General features: G+C 53.5%; 11 protein-coding genes. 8 read left to right on the forward strand and 3 right to left on the reverse strand.

What is annotated here, in order from left to right:
- Positions 1–84: 84 nt before the first annotated feature.
- The 3 genes from rcsB to B4923_RS03395 form a co-directional block, all read right to left on the reverse strand.
- A complete protein-coding gene (rcsB, locus tag B4923_RS03385; RefSeq protein ID WP_109052951.1) occupies positions 85–741 on the reverse strand; it encodes a response regulator transcription factor RcsB in 657 nt (218 codons plus the stop codon).
- 155 nt (positions 742–896) lie between these two features.
- Complete coding sequence (gene rcsD / locus B4923_RS03390; protein ID WP_109052952.1) at positions 897–3,599, reverse strand: phosphotransferase RcsD; 2,703 nt, start codon at positions 3,597–3,599, stop codon at positions 897–899.
- 3 nt (positions 3,600–3,602) lie between these two features.
- A complete protein-coding gene (locus tag B4923_RS03395; RefSeq protein ID WP_109052953.1) occupies positions 3,603–4,781 on the reverse strand; it encodes an MFS transporter in 1,179 nt (392 codons plus the stop codon).
- Positions 4,782–5,799: 1,018 nt separating this feature from the next.
- Between B4923_RS03395 and menF the strand changes: the two genes are divergently transcribed.
- From menF to B4923_RS03435, 8 genes are all read left to right on the forward strand, one after another.
- Positions 5,800–7,134 carry an isochorismate synthase MenF gene (menF, locus tag B4923_RS03400; protein ID WP_109052954.1) on the forward strand — a complete coding sequence of 445 codons (1,335 nt, stop codon included), beginning with the start codon at positions 5,800–5,802 and terminating at the stop codon, positions 7,132–7,134.
- Between the two features lie 107 nt (positions 7,135–7,241).
- Positions 7,242–8,918, forward strand: a complete 1,677-nt coding sequence (menD, locus tag B4923_RS03405; protein WP_109052955.1) for a 2-succinyl-5-enolpyruvyl-6-hydroxy-3-cyclohexene-1-carboxylic-acid synthase — start codon at positions 7,242–7,244, stop codon at positions 8,916–8,918.
- A gap of 32 nt (positions 8,919–8,950) precedes the next feature.
- Complete coding sequence (gene menH / locus B4923_RS03410; protein WP_109052956.1) at positions 8,951–9,697, forward strand: 2-succinyl-6-hydroxy-2,4-cyclohexadiene-1-carboxylate synthase; 747 nt, start codon at positions 8,951–8,953, stop codon at positions 9,695–9,697.
- Between the two features lie 5 nt (positions 9,698–9,702).
- Positions 9,703–10,560, forward strand: coding sequence for a 1,4-dihydroxy-2-naphthoyl-CoA synthase (gene menB / locus B4923_RS03415; RefSeq protein WP_109052957.1), 858 nt, complete (start codon positions 9,703–9,705; stop codon positions 10,558–10,560).
- Positions 10,560–11,531, forward strand: a complete 972-nt coding sequence (gene menC / locus B4923_RS03420) for an o-succinylbenzoate synthase (protein ID WP_109052958.1) — start codon at positions 10,560–10,562, stop codon at positions 11,529–11,531. Before menB ends, menC begins: the two co-directional genes overlap by 1 nt.
- Positions 11,519–12,925 carry an o-succinylbenzoate--CoA ligase gene (menE, locus tag B4923_RS03425; protein WP_109052959.1) on the forward strand — a complete coding sequence of 469 codons (1,407 nt, stop codon included), beginning with the start codon at positions 11,519–11,521 and terminating at the stop codon, positions 12,923–12,925. Before menC ends, menE begins: the two co-directional genes overlap by 13 nt.
- 173 nt (positions 12,926–13,098) lie before the next feature.
- Positions 13,099–13,641: a YfaZ family outer membrane protein gene (locus tag B4923_RS03430; RefSeq protein ID WP_109053061.1), complete on the forward strand. Its 543-nt coding sequence runs from the start codon at positions 13,099–13,101 to the stop codon at positions 13,639–13,641.
- A gap of 247 nt (positions 13,642–13,888) precedes the next feature.
- A complete protein-coding gene (locus B4923_RS03435; RefSeq protein WP_109052960.1) occupies positions 13,889–15,085 on the forward strand; it encodes a nicotinamide mononucleotide deamidase-related protein YfaY in 1,197 nt (398 codons plus the stop codon).
- Positions 15,086–15,102 lie beyond the last annotated feature (17 nt).

Below are 15,102 nucleotides of genomic sequence, written 5' to 3' on the forward strand. Positions count from 1 at the left end.
AAACCAAACCAGAAGGTTGGTCATCAAACCCAGGCAACGTTATCTGTTGCCTGGTGCGCACCGGCTATGGCGCTTTGGCTCAACTTACTCTTTTTCTGTCGAGGTGGAGTTGATGTTCACAGAAGAAAGGTAGTTCAGCAGCGCGATATCGTTATCGACGCCGAGTTTTGTCATCGCTGATTTCTTCTGGCTGCTGATGGTTTTGATGCTACGGTTAAGTTTTTTGGCAATCTCGGTTACCAGAAAACCTTCGGCGAACAGACGCAGCACTTCGCTTTCTTTCGGAGACAACCGTTTGTCTCCATAGCCGCTGGAGCTGATTTTTTCCAATACTCTGGTGACGCTTTCCGGCGTGAATTTTTTGCCTTTTTGCAGTGCGGCCAATGCCTTGGGTAAGTCGGTTGGCGCACCTTGTTTTAGTACAATCCCTTCAATATCCAGATCCAGAACCGCACTTAAAATAGCCGGGTTATTGTTCATGGTCAGAACGATAATGGAGAGATGGGGAAAATGACGTTTAATGTATTTAATTAAGGTAATACCATCGCCATATTTATCACCCGGCATGGACAAATCGGTAATTAAAACGTTAGCGTCCAGTTTTGGCAGGTTATTGATCAGCGCGGTTGAATCTTCGAATTCACCCACGACGTTGACCCACTCAATTTGTTCAAGTGACTTTCTGATGCCAAAAAGGACAATAGGATGGTCGTCGGCAATAATTACGTTTAGGTTACTCATCGGTTAGGTTACTCATATTGTTGGCTACCTTGCTGTATATCCTTCATCTTTCAAGTTGCAGGTGTGCTGGCTTCATCACTTGGCTCTCTCTGGGCCTCACGGCTACCGGCAGCGTTCAAATCCGCGCCAGGCAATTTGTTACCCGAATTACATACTCAGGTAAGCCCATCGGGGCGCTTTCGGTCGCCGCCTTCCTGCTTCCCGGAATCTATTGGGGATAGTAATGCACTGACAAATTTTTCAATTTCATGAAGGTCATTTTCGATCTGTGCACCATCGTGCGCGGTAATATGTTGTTCAAGTCGCTCACACAACTGTTTGCCAGGATGCAGGTTTAACATGGCAAACACGCCTTTCAGCCGATGTGCCGTTTGTGAAAGTGACATAAAATCGCCATTTTCCGCTTCAGTATACAGCCTCTTTAAATCATCGGGTACTGTCTCAATAAACAGGGAATAATAATCACTTGACGCCAGCTGACCGGCGTAGAACGCGTCATCATGCTCATCGTCTGTTAGCCCCGTATCGGTTGGCGCTTCCAGTTGTTGCTCAATCAACTTAAGCAATGCCCCCAGCAAAAGCTGACTGATATTATAATTCGCTCTCAATCGATGAGGACCCAGCGGAATTATGGCCGGGTCATCACCACTTAGTAATATAGAATAATCAGCGGTTCTTTCCGGATCGTCGGTGATGCAGATATCCACTTCCTGATTAATCTGCCGTTCATCACTGATGAGATAATTGGCTCCCCAGCCAGTGATAAGATGGCTGACAATATGTTGCACCTCATCGGCGGTGATATCCAGTAATACGGTAATGCCATCCAGCAGCTTTTCTTCCTCGGCCGGAAGGGGATCTGGCGTCATTTTTACCGTCAGGATGTAGTGTGTGCCGAGTCCTTTCTTACTGTGAATATTTAACTGGCCGCCAAGTTTATTGCACAGCTGATTGCACAAAAACAGGGTTAATCCCGAGTTTTGGCCAAAGCGGTCCGCCGTGGTCGGATTCAGGAAGGGATGATTGAGATTATCCTGTTCCGTACCCGAAATGCCTGCTCCGGTATCACTGATTTGTACGATTAGTTTTTCCGGCGCGGTTTGGTCACTGGCGATCGAAACGGTAATTTTTCCATATTCGGTATTGGTAATGGAATAATTCAGCAGGAGCGACAGGGTCTTTTTCAGCAGTTCACTATCACCCACATAGGTTTGATTGATATCCAGTTTGTAATGACTGAACAGGCAAAGCCCTTTCTGATTAATACGGGGGAGCCACGCCAGCAATAAACTGTCTATCATGGTCAGTGGAGAGAAACTCTCGTTAACCAGTTTCCACTCCTGAACTTCCAGTTTTTCCTGTAGGGCAATATTATCCAGTAGTTCGATAGCACAGGCGGTATCGACCGTAAGTTGTTCAGTTAACTGCTGCTGTTCGCTTTTGTCATTGGTATGGCGCATCGCTTGTAAATTTTTATGCAGCGACAGCAAGGGTTGTTTGAATTCGCTCAGCAGGTTTCTGAACAGGCGCTTTCTGGCCTGCACATTTTTCTCATATTCACGCTGCGCCAACTGGAGCTTTCGATTGACCAGAATCTCTTTGTCTTGCTCGCGCAGCAGGAACAGGCAATAGTCGGCGGAGTATTGGCTGCGGAACTGGCGAATTTCAAACATCTCATTATTCACCGTTACCTGAATCACGCCTTGATGTTCATCCGCCATATTGGCGACTTTTTGCAAGCTCAGGTGCGGCAGTAAATGTTCCGCCTGTTCATTCTGAACAATCACTTTGTTACTGCCAAAATCATAAATCAGCACGCCCATCGGAATACGACCGATAGTCTCATGATAAATGTTGAGCTGCTTTCTCAGCCTGTGGGAAAGATCTTCATCCGGATGGGAGTATTTCTGGCGGAAAATATAAAAACCGGCGATGGAAAATAGCAATAACGCCAGATTAAGCAATAGCAGCCAGACATTATTGCGCAGAATGTCAATGAGCAACACTTTTATCGGGGTCTGAAACACAATTTTCACTGGCGCATTCACCAGCGGCGACGATATTTCAATCAGCGATCTACCCAACTGGATATCCGTCATATCTTCGCTGCTGCTGTTCGTATCAATATTATTGGCCGAAGGCGTGTCTTGCCTCAGTTGGAGGCCTTCGCGCGGCAGGATGGACGGAATCAAATCGTTAATCGGTAAATCGAAAGCAATAATGGTTGCCAGATGACCGGGCTGATTAAACGTGGTGCGCAATGTGAAGTAGTAATCATCATAAAAGCGCAGCTTGCGCAGCGGAGAGAAACTTTCACGTTCATCCAGTGCGTTGGCCTGTTGCAGCATTTCCGTTCGGCGCGCCTCGGCAATTGCCGTAATGTAACTTCCGCGGAATTGGGATGAGATATCCTTCAACGTCTGCGTTGAGATCATCGTCAGGCTATTATCCACCCCGTTCAGGTAATACATGGAATACACGTTAGTTTCCGCCCCCCACAGAATATCCAGCGAGCGGGAGATCCGGCGAACGGAATGGAGCGTCGATACATCATGCTGACCAAATATCAGGGCATCCGTTTTCTGGCCGTTCTTTTCTACGTAAAAAACGTTGGGCATCAGGTTGATGGCGTTGATACCCTCCTCGCTGGAGAGCGGATCGTTATTCAGGTCACCATAAATCTGGTAAGTGAAAAAGCGGTAGGCATCAATACGTTTCTGCACACCCTGGGTCAGATCGATCAGGGCAAGCTTCTTTTCCGCCAGCCAGTTACTGAAGTAGTTATAGCCAAGCGCGCCGGTTACGAAGCACAGTAGCAGGGTAAGCAGAGCAAAATAACGCATGATGATGGCTGGCATTGATCAATGTTCCTGATTACGGGTAATGGCTCGCGCACTGGCGCAGACAATCAGTAACAGCAATGCCACACATCCAAACGCGAGTGACAGGCTGCTGAGTTGAGCGATGAAACCCAATAGCGTCGGGCCAGCCAGAATACCAGCGTAACCTACAGTTGTAATGGATGCGATAGCCAGATTTGCCGGCATGATTTTCTGATTGCCTGCCGCGCTGAACAGAATCGGGACTACGTTTGATGCGCCGATCCCCACCATGACGAAACCGAGAATCGACGTCAGCGCGTTGTCGATACTGATGGTCAACAACAGACCCAATGCGGCGCAAAGACTACCGCCCGCAAGGATCGCGTAGCGTCCGAGCGCATTGACCACGCGATCGCCGTTCAGTCTGCCGAGCGTCATTGCGACAGAAAACGCGGCGTAACCGATACCCGCTTGCGCGCTGCTCAGGTGACGTTCGACGGTTAAAAACAGCGCGCTCCAGTCCAGAATTGCGCCCTCAGCCAGAAACATGATGAAGCATAGCAGGCCGATAAACATGACCCAGCCGCGTGGAATCACAAAGAACGGACCGCCCTCGCCCTCATTAGTGGTACGCAGCAGATGCGTTTGCGCCATCGACATCAAGACCAGCAACAGTGCAACAATGACCCAAATGGCCATCAGCGGTGACAGGCCAAGCCACAATAAGGCGCTGACGCCACCGGCCCCGGCAATCCCGCCAACGCTAAAGAAACCGTGGAAACCGGACATCATGGCTCGACCGCTTGCGCGCTCGACAATAACGGCCTGAATATTCATTGATACGTCAATCATGCCAATTGCCGCGCCGAAAAAGAGCAGAGTCACGGCCATGACCGGGATCGTACCTGCCTGCGTCAGCATCGGCAGAATCACACACAGTAAGGCACTGGCGATCAGAATGACGGTGCGGCAGCCGAGTTTGCCGGTGAGTAATCCGGCAAACGGCATTGCCAGTAGCGAACCAATGCCCAGAGAGAGCAGCAGCATGCCCAAAGACGCGTCGTTGATGTCCAGACGATGCTTAACAAAAGGAACCAGCGGCGCCCAGGAAGCCATAGCGAAGCCTGCGACAAAAAAACAGATGCGAGTTGCCGCCTGCGCTTTTCGGCCGGGTTGCTGTTCGGTATATAACGATTCGGAATTCAGCGCTGAGCTCATATCCTTGACGACACTATCGGGTAGACGTAATAAGGGATTCTTTCTACCATAATTAAGTTATTGAATCGAAGGATTCATGATCCGTCGATGTCCTATGGACGTATTATCAGATAAGTTAACGTATGTTGCACGCAAGATATCCGCACGCTCAGTGCGGTTGATAACGTCTGTGCTTCAACCTAGGGTGAATAGTCCTGATGTTGTGTCGGTAATACCATATGGATGTCATATCGTATGAGGACCTCTGATGAGGGAAAGAAAAAGAAGCAGGCGTATAACCCTCAAAAAATAAAAAAATGCCGGTTAAAAAAACCGGCGAAAGGAATAAGGTTAATTAGAGAAATAATGATGAGGGATTATTCTAATGGTAATGCGTAATATTGTTTTGTCGTTTCATGCGATCAATGCCTCGCCTGGTCAGAATGTTTAATTGGGATGTGACAGTCACTATTGGTAACGATATGAGAAAAGCGGGGGCAGCTATAATTGGCGTTGAATAAAATAATGCTTTCACCTTGTTAATGTTTAATCTTTCTTATTTATATCAATGTGTTGTTATTTTGGTGGTATGTCGGGTTATTATTTTTTTGTGCAGACTTCATTTAAATTGTCAATGCGTTTTTTCTGATAAAATAAACTTATTCAGTAATGATAAATTCTATCTATAGTTGGATTCGTTATTCCAAATTATTATTATTTCATGACTTATGTGGCGCTGACGATTAAAAGATTGGCGTTTTGTCCGTATTACGTGGCGACAACGGCGGTTATTATCTGACGGGAATGGCATCAGCGGCTGGAAATGCTTTGATGCCCAATCAGCGCCATCCGATTCTAACGCTGGCGACGGGGGATGTCCTTTTGCCAGATGCTTAACATGGCTTCATTCATTTCTCATCTTGTGAAGCGGTTAACCTGATGGCGCGTATTACCATTTTTTATCCTGAATAACCTCTCACCCAAAGTGTCTTTTTTTACCGTATAATCCTGTGCTTTACGTTAGGTTACCGGGGTTAGGGTGAAACAACTTTCCGACCTGTTGTGGCATATGCAGCAGGATTTACGCGAACCACAGCCTGAGAGTGCGGGTTTCAGACAGATAACACGTTCATTGATCCTCAGTGAACGTGAACCGTCCGGGTTGCTGTCATGGCTGGCAACTCAGCCTGCGTATCCCCAGTTTTACTGGCAACATCGTCAGGACGATGAGGAAGCCGCCGTGTGTGGTCTGGTTTGTGGTTTTCATCACGCTCAGGAAGCGGAAGATTTCCTTTTGCAGCATGGCTGTGACAGCCATGTGCGTATCTGGGGATTGAATGCCTTCGACCAGACGCCGCGTGAGTATCGGTCTGGAATTTCCCCCAGCTATCTTTTTCTGCCCCGCGTGGAGCTGTTGCGTCAGGGGAATACGCTGAGCCTGCGAATTAATTTATTCAGTGGGGCATCGCTACAGCAGGACGCTGATGAAGCCTCTGCATTCATCAAGTTCTTGCTGCCGATACGGCCGCTGCCGCCCTTGCAGGCGGAAGTGGACGTGGTTGACCATCGGCCGGATCGGCAGAATTGGATCAAACTGTTGCAACAGGCGCTGCACAATATTGCGACCGGGGAGATGGAAAAAGTGGTTCTGGCAAGAAAGACCACGTTGACCCTGAAACAGCCGCTGCAAGCAACAACCTTTATGGCCGCCAGCCGGGCGGCCAACCATCATTGTTTTCATTTTATGCTGGCGCATAATGCCCGACAGGCTTTTCTTGGCTCCAGCCCGGAGCGGCTTTATCGCCGTGATGACACGCGGCTGGAAACCGAAGCGTTGGCGGGTACGGTTGCCAGCGACAAGGATGATGAAAAAGCGGCGGCATTTGCACATTGGCTGATGAAAGACACCAAAAACCAGTGCGAGAACATGCTGGTGGTGGACGATATCTGTCAGCGTTTGCAACAGTCGGCGCTATCGCTGGATGTCATGCCGCCGGAAGTGGTGCGGCTACGCAAAGTGCAGCATCTGCGCCGCGCGATTCAGGCGACGCTGAGACAGCCGTCAGATGTCGTTTGTCTTGATAACTTGCAACCGACCGCGGCCGTTGCCGGATTGCCAAGACGGGTCGCCCGGCGCTTCATTGCTGAGAAGGAACCTTTCGAACGCGGCTGGTATGCGGGGTCTGCGGGTTACCTGTCTCGTCGACAGGCCGAGTTTTGCGTCGCACTGCGTTCGGCAGAGATCAATAACAACATTTTGACCTTGTATGCCGGAGCCGGAATTGTCGCCGGATCTGATCCAGAACAAGAATGGCAGGAACTGGAAAACAAAGCTGCGGGTCTGAAATCGCTGTTAGACGGCGATATGTCATAGTTTTGTTTTATCTTTGTTGTATCAGGTACTGGTTTATATCAAAGTTGGCGCTGTAAAAAAAAATATAATTATTTTCGGAATCCGCAACCTGAGCTGTTGAGTAAATCATGGCAACAAGTGTATTTAATCGTCGCTGGGCCGCGTTGCTGCTTGAAGCGCTGACCCGTCATGGTGTCCGCCACATTTGCATTGCGCCCGGTTCCCGTTCCACACCGCTGACACTGTCAGCGGCCAATCATGATGCGCTGACGTGCCATACCCATTTTGACGAACGGGGATTGGGGCATTTGGCTTTAGGGCTGGCAAAAGGCGCTCATGAACCGGTGGCTATTGTGGTGACCTCAGGTACGGCGGCCGCGAATCTCTATCCGGCGATCATTGAAGCGGGTCTGACGGGGGAGCGGCTGGTGGTCTTGACCGCCGATCGTCCTCCCGAACTGATTGATTGCGGAGCCAATCAGGCTATCCGCCAGCATGGGCTGTATGCCTCCCATTCAATGGCCGCGCTGAATTTGCCGCGGCCGACGCCGGACATTCCTGCCAGTTGGCTGGTTTCCTCGCTCGATAGCGCCATGGCGCAGTTAACGCACGGCGTGTTGCACATTAATTGTCCGTTTGCCGAGCCGTTATATGGCGCGGATGATGACGCGGCTTTCCAGGACTGGTCACTGACGCTGGGTGACTGGTGGCAAAGCGGGGAACCCTGGCTGCGTGAAATGCATCAAACCACGCTAACGGTTCAGCCGGACTGGCATGAATGGCGGCAAAAACGCGGGGTGGTGATCGCCGGTCGCATCAGCCCGGAGCAGGGGGCGCTGGTTGCGCAGTGGGCGAGCGAATTAGGCTGGCCGCTGATTGGCGACGTTCAGTCACAAAGTGGTCAGCCCTTGCCCTGCGCGGATATCTGGCTGGCGAACGCCGCCGCGCAGGAACGATTGCGGCAGGCTGAAATTGTCGTGCAATTCGGCGGTAGCCTGACTGGAAAACGTCTGCTGCAATGGCAGGAAAAATGTCAGCCACAGACGTTTTGGCTGGTGGATGAGCTGCCGGGGCGTCTTGATCCCGCACATCACCGTGGTCGCCGTCTGATTGCCGACGTCAGCGACTGGCTGGCCGCTCATCCCGCTATTACACAAGCCCCCTGGGCGGACGAATTGAACGGCATCGCCCTTCATGCCCAACAGCAGGTTACCGAATATTTGAGCGATCGTTTTGGCGAGGCGCAACTTGCCCAGCGGCTTCCTGAACTGCTTCCCGGCGACGGTCAACTGTTTGTGGGTAACAGTCTGGTTGTGCGTTTGATCGATGCGCTGGCGCAACTGCCGGCACATTATCCGGTATACGGTAACCGTGGCGCCAGCGGTATTGATGGGTTGATCTCGACGCTGGCCGGCGTTCAGCGTGCGACGGGCAAGGCTACGCTTGGCATCGTGGGCGATCTTTCCGCGTTATACGATCTCAATGCGCTGGCTTTACTGCGTCAGGCGCCCGCGCCGCTGGTGCTGATTGTCGTCAATAACAATGGCGGACAGATTTTTTCGCTGCTGCCGACGCCTGCTGAACAGCGGGAAGCATTTTACTGCATGCCGCAACACGTCGAATTCGGTCACGCGGCTGCCATGTTCGGCCTTAACTATGTCCGCGCCGAACGCTGGGAACAGATAGCGGATACCGTAGCCAGAAGCTGGGCGCAGGGTGGCGTCACGCTGCTGGAAGTGATGGTGCCGCCGAAAGATGGGGCGGAAACGCTGAACGCGCTGGTATCACAGGCGGCAACGTGGTGACGCTAAGCTGTCGGAGGTTCACGCCGGCGGCGATGACGCCCGCGCAGCCGTGGCTGATATGCTTACATGGCCTGCTGGGCAGTGGTGAAGACTGGCGGCCCATCATGCCTTTTTGTCATGAATGGCCGTTGCTGCTGGTGGATTTGCCGGGACACGGCGCATCGCGCAACGTGGCCGCGGGGGATTTCGCACAAATCAGCCAGCAACTGGCATCGACCATCGCGCAACAGGGCATTGAGCGCTATTGGCTGCTAGGATATTCGCTGGGCGGACGGCTTGCCATGTATCACGCTTGCTTTGGCCGGCATCAGGGCATGCAGGGCCTGCTGGTGGAAGGCGGTAATCCCGGACTTGACGATGCTCGCCAGCGCGAGGCGCGTTTATTGCACGATGCCCGCTGGGCGCGGCGCTTTCGCGATGAGGCGCTGGAAACGGTGCTGAACGATTGGTATCAGCAGGAGGTGTTCGCCGATCTGGATGCCGCACAGCGGAATGCGCTGATTGCCCGGCGTCGCCATAATCATGGCGCGGCGGTGGCGGCGATGCTGGAGGCCACCTCGTTAGGGCATCAGCCCTGGCTGGTGGACAAGCTTCGGCAGTTGGTTATCCCATTTGGTTATCTGTGCGGCGTCAAAGACATGAAATTTCAGGCGCTGGCAATGCAGTATGGTCTGCCCTTAATGCGCGTGGCGCAGGCCGGCCATAACGCACATCAGGCGAATCCGGCGGAGTATGCCGCCCGGATATTTTCTTTTATTTCGCATCCCGTTAAGGATTAATACTTATGCTTTATCCCAGTGAAGAACTGCTTTACGCCCCGGTAGAATGGCACGATTGCAGCGGTGATTTCACCGATATCCTCTTCCATAAATCGACGGATGGCATTGCCAAAATCACCATTAACCGTCCGCAGGTACGCAATGCTTTCCGCCCGCAAACGGTAAAAGAGATGATCCACGCGTTGGAAAACGCGCGTTACGACGACGGGATTGGCGTGATTATTCTGACGGGCGCCGGTGACAAGGCATTCTGTTCCGGCGGCGATCAGAAAGTTCGTGGCGACTATGGCGGCTATCAGGACGACAGCGGCGTACATCATCTGAATGTGCTGGATTTCCAACGCCAGATCCGCACCTGTCCGAAACCGGTGGTGGCAATGGTGGCGGGCTATTCCATCGGCGGCGGCCACGTGCTGCACATGATGTGCGACCTGACGATTGCGGCGGAAAATGCCATTTTCGGTCAGACCGGGCCGCGCGTGGGGTCCTTTGATGGAGGCTGGGGCGCATCCTATATGGCGCGTATCGTCGGACAGAAAAAAGCCCGCGAAATCTGGTTCCTGTGCCGCCAGTATGATGCCGCCCAGGCGCTGGATATGGGGTTGGTCAATACCGTCGTTCCGCTGGCCTCCCTGGAAAAAGAAACCGTTCGCTGGTGCCGTGAAATGCTGCAAAACAGTCCGATGGCGCTGCGCTGCCTGAAAGCGGCGCTGAATGCCGACTGTGACGGACAGGCTGGGTTGCAGGAACTGGCGGGCAACGCCACCATGCTGTTCTATATGACTGACGAAGGTCAGGAAGGCCGCAATGCCTTTAATGAAAAACGCCAGCCCGATTTCAGCAAATTCAAACGGAATCCGTAATGCGTCAGGTTAAGGTTTATCGCTACCGTGTGCCGATGGAAGCGGGGGTGGTGCTGCGTAATCAGCGCCTGAAAACCCGCGACGGGCTGATCGTCTGCTTGCAACAGGGTGAGCAGCAAGGCTGGGGGGAAATTGCGCCGCTGCCGGAGTTCAGTGTGGAAACGTTGGCGGAAGCCGAATCCGCCACGCTTGAACAACTCACGCGTTGGCTGGCGGGTGATACATGGTCTGACGCACTGCCGCCGTCCGTCGCGTTTGGCCTGAGCTGCGCGGCGGCAGAGCTGGAACAGCGCTTGCCGGTAGCGGCGGATTACCGTAAAGCGCCGCTTTGTAATGGCGATCCTGACGAACTGTTCGCCATGTTACAGGCGTTGCCCGGTGAAAAAGTGGCGAAGGTCAAAGTCGGTCTGTATGAAGCGGTCCGCGACGGCATGATCGTCAACGTGCTGCTGGAAGCGTTGCCTGACCTGAAGTTGCGTCTGGATGCCAACCGCAGTTGGACGCGAGCCAAGGCGGATGGCTTTGCCCGTTATGTCGCGCCCGCCCTGCGTTCCCGCATTGCATTTCTGGAAGAGCCTTGCAAGACCCGTCAGGAATCCCGCGAGTTTGCACAGGAAACCGGCATTCATATCGCCTGGGATGAAAGCGTGCGCGAAGCGGATTTTCGAGTGGAAGCCGAGCCGGGCGTGAGCGCGATTGTGATCAAGCCGACGCTGGTGGGCAGTCTTGCCCGTTGCCAGCAGCTGGTACAGGATGCGCATCAGGCGGGATTAACGGCGGTAATCAGTTCCAGCATTGAATCCAGCCTGGGGCTAACCCAGCTGGCGCGGCTGGCGCACTGGCTGACGCCGGACACTATTCCCGGGCTGGATACGCTGGATTTGATGCAGGCGCAGATAATACGGCCGTGGCCGGAAAGTCCGTTACCGCTGCTGCCAGCCGGGCAACTGGAACGGGTATGGCAAGCCTGACCGACTGGCCCTGGCATTATTGGGCCGGACAGACGCCATCTTCCGTCGCGTTGATTGATGGAGAGGTCCGCTGGCGTTGGCGGCAGCTTGCCCAGCGGGTGAATCAGTTGGCCGCGGGGTTCGAACAGCAGGGAGTGATGCCCGGTTGTGGCGTGGTGTTGTGCGGTAAAAACAGCGGGACGATGTTGTGCTGCTATCTGGCGCTATTGCAATGCGGCGCGCGTTTGTTGCCGCTTAATCCTCAGTTGCCCGAATCATTAACCGAAAATTTGCTGCCTTCCCTCAATATGCAATACGGGCTGTTTCTGGATGAGCAACCGTTGCCGCCTGATTTGATCGCTTTGTCGTGTGTATCGGATGCGTTTCCCTCGGCATCTCAATCCGCTTTACCGCGCTGGCAACCCGATCAACTGGCGACGCTGACGCTAACTTCGGGGTCGAGTGGATTGCCTAAAGCCGCCGTGCATACCTTTTCTGCCCATCTGGCGAGTGCGGACGGCGTGCTGGAAATGATGGCTTTCTCCGCAGAGGATAGCTGGCTGCTGTCACTGCCGCTGTTTCATGTTTCCGGACAGGGAATCGTGTGGCGCTGGTTGGCGGTCGGGGCGACGATTGTCGTACGGGCGCATCAACCGCTGGAATCCGCTTTGCGGGATTGTACCCACGCTTCTCTGGTCCCGACTCAGCTATGGCGTCTGTTATCGCAAAATACGCTCCCCCCCACGCTGAATGCGGTGTTGCTGGGCGGCGCGATGATCCCGCTGGCGCTTACGCAGCAGGCCGAATCCCTCGGCGTTCGCTGTTGGTGCGGCTATGGCCTGACGGAACTGGCCTCCACGGTGTGTGCCAAGCGCGCCGATGGTCGGGGAGGGGTAGGATTACCGCTGCGCGGACGTGAAATTCGTCTGGTTGGTGAGGAAGTGTTATTGCGCGGTAGCACACTGGCTGCCGGCTATTGGCGTGATGGCCGGCTTTTCCCGCTGGCGGATGAAGCGGGGTGGTTCCACACCCGGGATCGCGGCGTTTTTGACGAGGGCGAATGGCGCATTCTTGGTCGTCTGGATAACCAGTTTTTCAGCGGTGGGGAAGGCATCCAACCGGAAAATATCGAAACGGCGCTGCTGGCGCACCCCGATATTCAGCAAGCCTGTGTGGTGCCGGTTGATGACGCAGAGTTTGGCCAGCGTCCCGTTGCCGTTGTGGAAATCACCGGCACAACGACGTTGGCGGCCATTCGCGATTGGCTACTGCCGCAGCTCGCCGGATTTCAGCGTCCGGTAGCCTATTATTCACTGCCTGAGGAATTAAAAAACGGCGGAATTAAAATCTCCCGTCAACAGGTGAAGGCGTGGGTGCAGGCGACGGCCCGCGAGAGCGATCGCAAAAAAGGGTAAGCAGAGGAATGATGCTTATCAGACGACAGTTGTCACAACTTTTCAGATGATTAAAAGAATAAATTGGGTTTTAGGCCGATTTTGTACTGGAGCATAGGGACGTTTGCGGTAAAATCGCCGAGGATATCGATATGTTTTGCACGGCGTTTAATGACTATTTTAAGGATATTGAAATGAAAAAGTTTGTAATTGCCTGTGCAGGAAGCTTGCTGCTCGCCAGCGCTTCTGTACATGCCATTAGCCTTTCAGGGGAAGCGGGGCGCGACTATTCCGGCGCCAATGTCGGGTTTGGTTTGGGCGTACCCGGACTGGCCGGCAGCGTGAGTTATTCCCACGGCGACAACAACAACGATGTCTACGGGTTTGGATTAGGCTATACCATTCCTGTCGGCCCGTTGAAACTGACTCTCGGCGGCAAAGCGTTGTATCTGAATCAGGATCGCGCCACTGACGGTCATGCGCTGGCGCTGGGCGGTGGTCTGCAATGGCCGATTAACCGTTACTTCTCCATCTACGGCGAAGGTTATTATTCCCCGGACGCGTTTTCCAGCCACGTCGATCACTACGTTGAAGGCAAAGCGGGCGTTCGCTGGCAGGTCTTCGGCCCATTAAACGTGGATGTGGGTTATCGCTACATCAACCTGGCGGGCGAAAGCGGTCGTTCAGATAACAAACTGGCTGATACGGCCTATATCGGGGTTGGTTTGAACTTCTGACGGCCAGTTGAAAGACGCAAGGTCACTAAAAAGAGCGTGAATCATCACGCTCTTTTTACGTTCAACATCTTTTACATTCAACCTCCGCTAGCTGACGGAGGGCAACCAGCCGGCTACCGTCGCGCATTGAATCATAATGATGCTTCATCTATCGGGGAAAATCGCCGGAGGTATTGCCAGAAAGAAACGTTGTGTTTCACCAACCGAGTTTTTAAAGTGGGTAAAGCGTAATCACGAGGAGTAAAAGATGCTTAGGGTCGAGATGTTATGTACCGGCGATGAAGTGCTGCATGGTCAGATTATTGATACCAATGCGGCCTGGCTGGCGGACTATCTGTTTCAACAGGGATTACCGATGACCAGCCGTATGACGGTTGGCGATGACCTCGATGCCTTGGTGACAACGATTACACAACGTAGTCAGATTGCGGATGTTCTGATTGTAAATGGCGGACTGGGGCCGACCAGTGACGATCTCAGCGCGTTGGCGGCTGCCACGGCCGCCGGGGAAGGCTTGGTTGAACATGCTGAATGGCTGGCGCGGATGGAGGCATTTTTTACCGAACGGGGACGGGTAATGGCGCCCAGTAACCGGAAACAGGCGCAGATCCCCGCCAGCGCCGAAATGGTCGATAATCCCGTGGGGACGGCATGCGGCTTTGCAATGCAGCTCAATAAATGCCTGATGTTTTTTACGCCGGGCGTACCCTCGGAATTCAAGGTGATGGTGGATCAACAGATCATGCCACGTCTGCGCGATCGTTTTGCCATTTCCGAACCGCCGCTGTGTTTGCGGCTCACCACGTTTGGGCGATCTGAAAGCGATCTGGCCAGTCAACTGGATGGACAATCACTCCCGCCGGGGGTGGTTCTGGGCTATCGTTCTTCCATGCCGATTATTGAACTGAAACTAACCGGACCCGCCGCGCAACGGCCGGCAATGGAACGGCTGTGGGAACGGGTGCGCACCGTGGCGGGTGAAAACGCCATCTTTGAGGGGACGGAAGGCCTGCCGGCGCAGCTGGCGCGCCGGTTGCGCGAGCGGGATCTTAAGCTGGCGATCGGCGAAGACTTTACTGCCGGTTTGCTGAACTGGCAGTTACAGTCCGCCAGCGTGCCATTAGCGGGGGGTGAACTGCGGGTGAATAGCGCTGAGCAGGATTTGCAGCCGTTTGCCGATGACGCGCGTCAGCTGGCAGAGCGTCATGGAGCGCCGCTGGCGCTGCGAGTAGGAGGCCGGCGGGGCGACCGGCTGGTGATTGCCCTGCATACGCCGCAAGGCACATTTGCGCAGGCCATACAGTATAACGTTCCGCGCTATAGTCTGAACACGCATCAGGACGTTGTGGCCATGTTTGCCATGAACATGTTGCGCCGCTGGTTGAATGGCTGGTCTGTTTACGGCGGTCACGGATGGATCAATGTACTGGAGACGTTAGCGTAAGAGACCTCTGATTAATC

Origin of the sequence: Brenneria roseae subsp. americana (assembly GCF_003115815.1) — a bacterium.
In the GTDB taxonomy this organism is placed as follows: domain Bacteria; phylum Pseudomonadota; class Gammaproteobacteria; order Enterobacterales; family Enterobacteriaceae; genus Brenneria; species Brenneria roseae.

Bases quoted from the DNA above. Each gene is read 5' to 3' on its own strand.
- rcsB (WP_109052951.1), bottom strand. From the start codon at position 741: ATGAGTAACCTAAACGTAATTATTGCCGACGACCATCCTATTGTCCTT.
- B4923_RS03435 (WP_109052960.1), top strand. From the start codon at position 13,889: ATGCTTAGGGTCGAGATGTTATGTACCGGCGATGAAGTGCTGCATGGT.
- menB (WP_109052957.1), top strand. From the start codon at position 9,703: ATGCTTTATCCCAGTGAAGAACTGCTTTACGCCCCGGTAGAATGGCAC.
- B4923_RS03395 (WP_109052953.1), bottom strand. From the start codon at position 4,781: ATGAGCTCAGCGCTGAATTCCGAATCGTTATATACCGAACAGCAACCC.
- menE (WP_109052959.1), top strand. From the start codon at position 11,519: ATGGCAAGCCTGACCGACTGGCCCTGGCATTATTGGGCCGGACAGACG.
- menD (WP_109052955.1), top strand. From the start codon at position 7,242: ATGGCAACAAGTGTATTTAATCGTCGCTGGGCCGCGTTGCTGCTTGAA.
- B4923_RS03430 (WP_109053061.1), top strand. From the start codon at position 13,099: ATGAAAAAGTTTGTAATTGCCTGTGCAGGAAGCTTGCTGCTCGCCAGC.
- rcsD (WP_109052952.1), bottom strand. From the start codon at position 3,599: ATGCCAGCCATCATCATGCGTTATTTTGCTCTGCTTACCCTGCTACTG.
- menH (WP_109052956.1), top strand. From the start codon at position 8,951: ATGACGCCCGCGCAGCCGTGGCTGATATGCTTACATGGCCTGCTGGGC.
- menC (WP_109052958.1), top strand. From the start codon at position 10,560: ATGCGTCAGGTTAAGGTTTATCGCTACCGTGTGCCGATGGAAGCGGGG.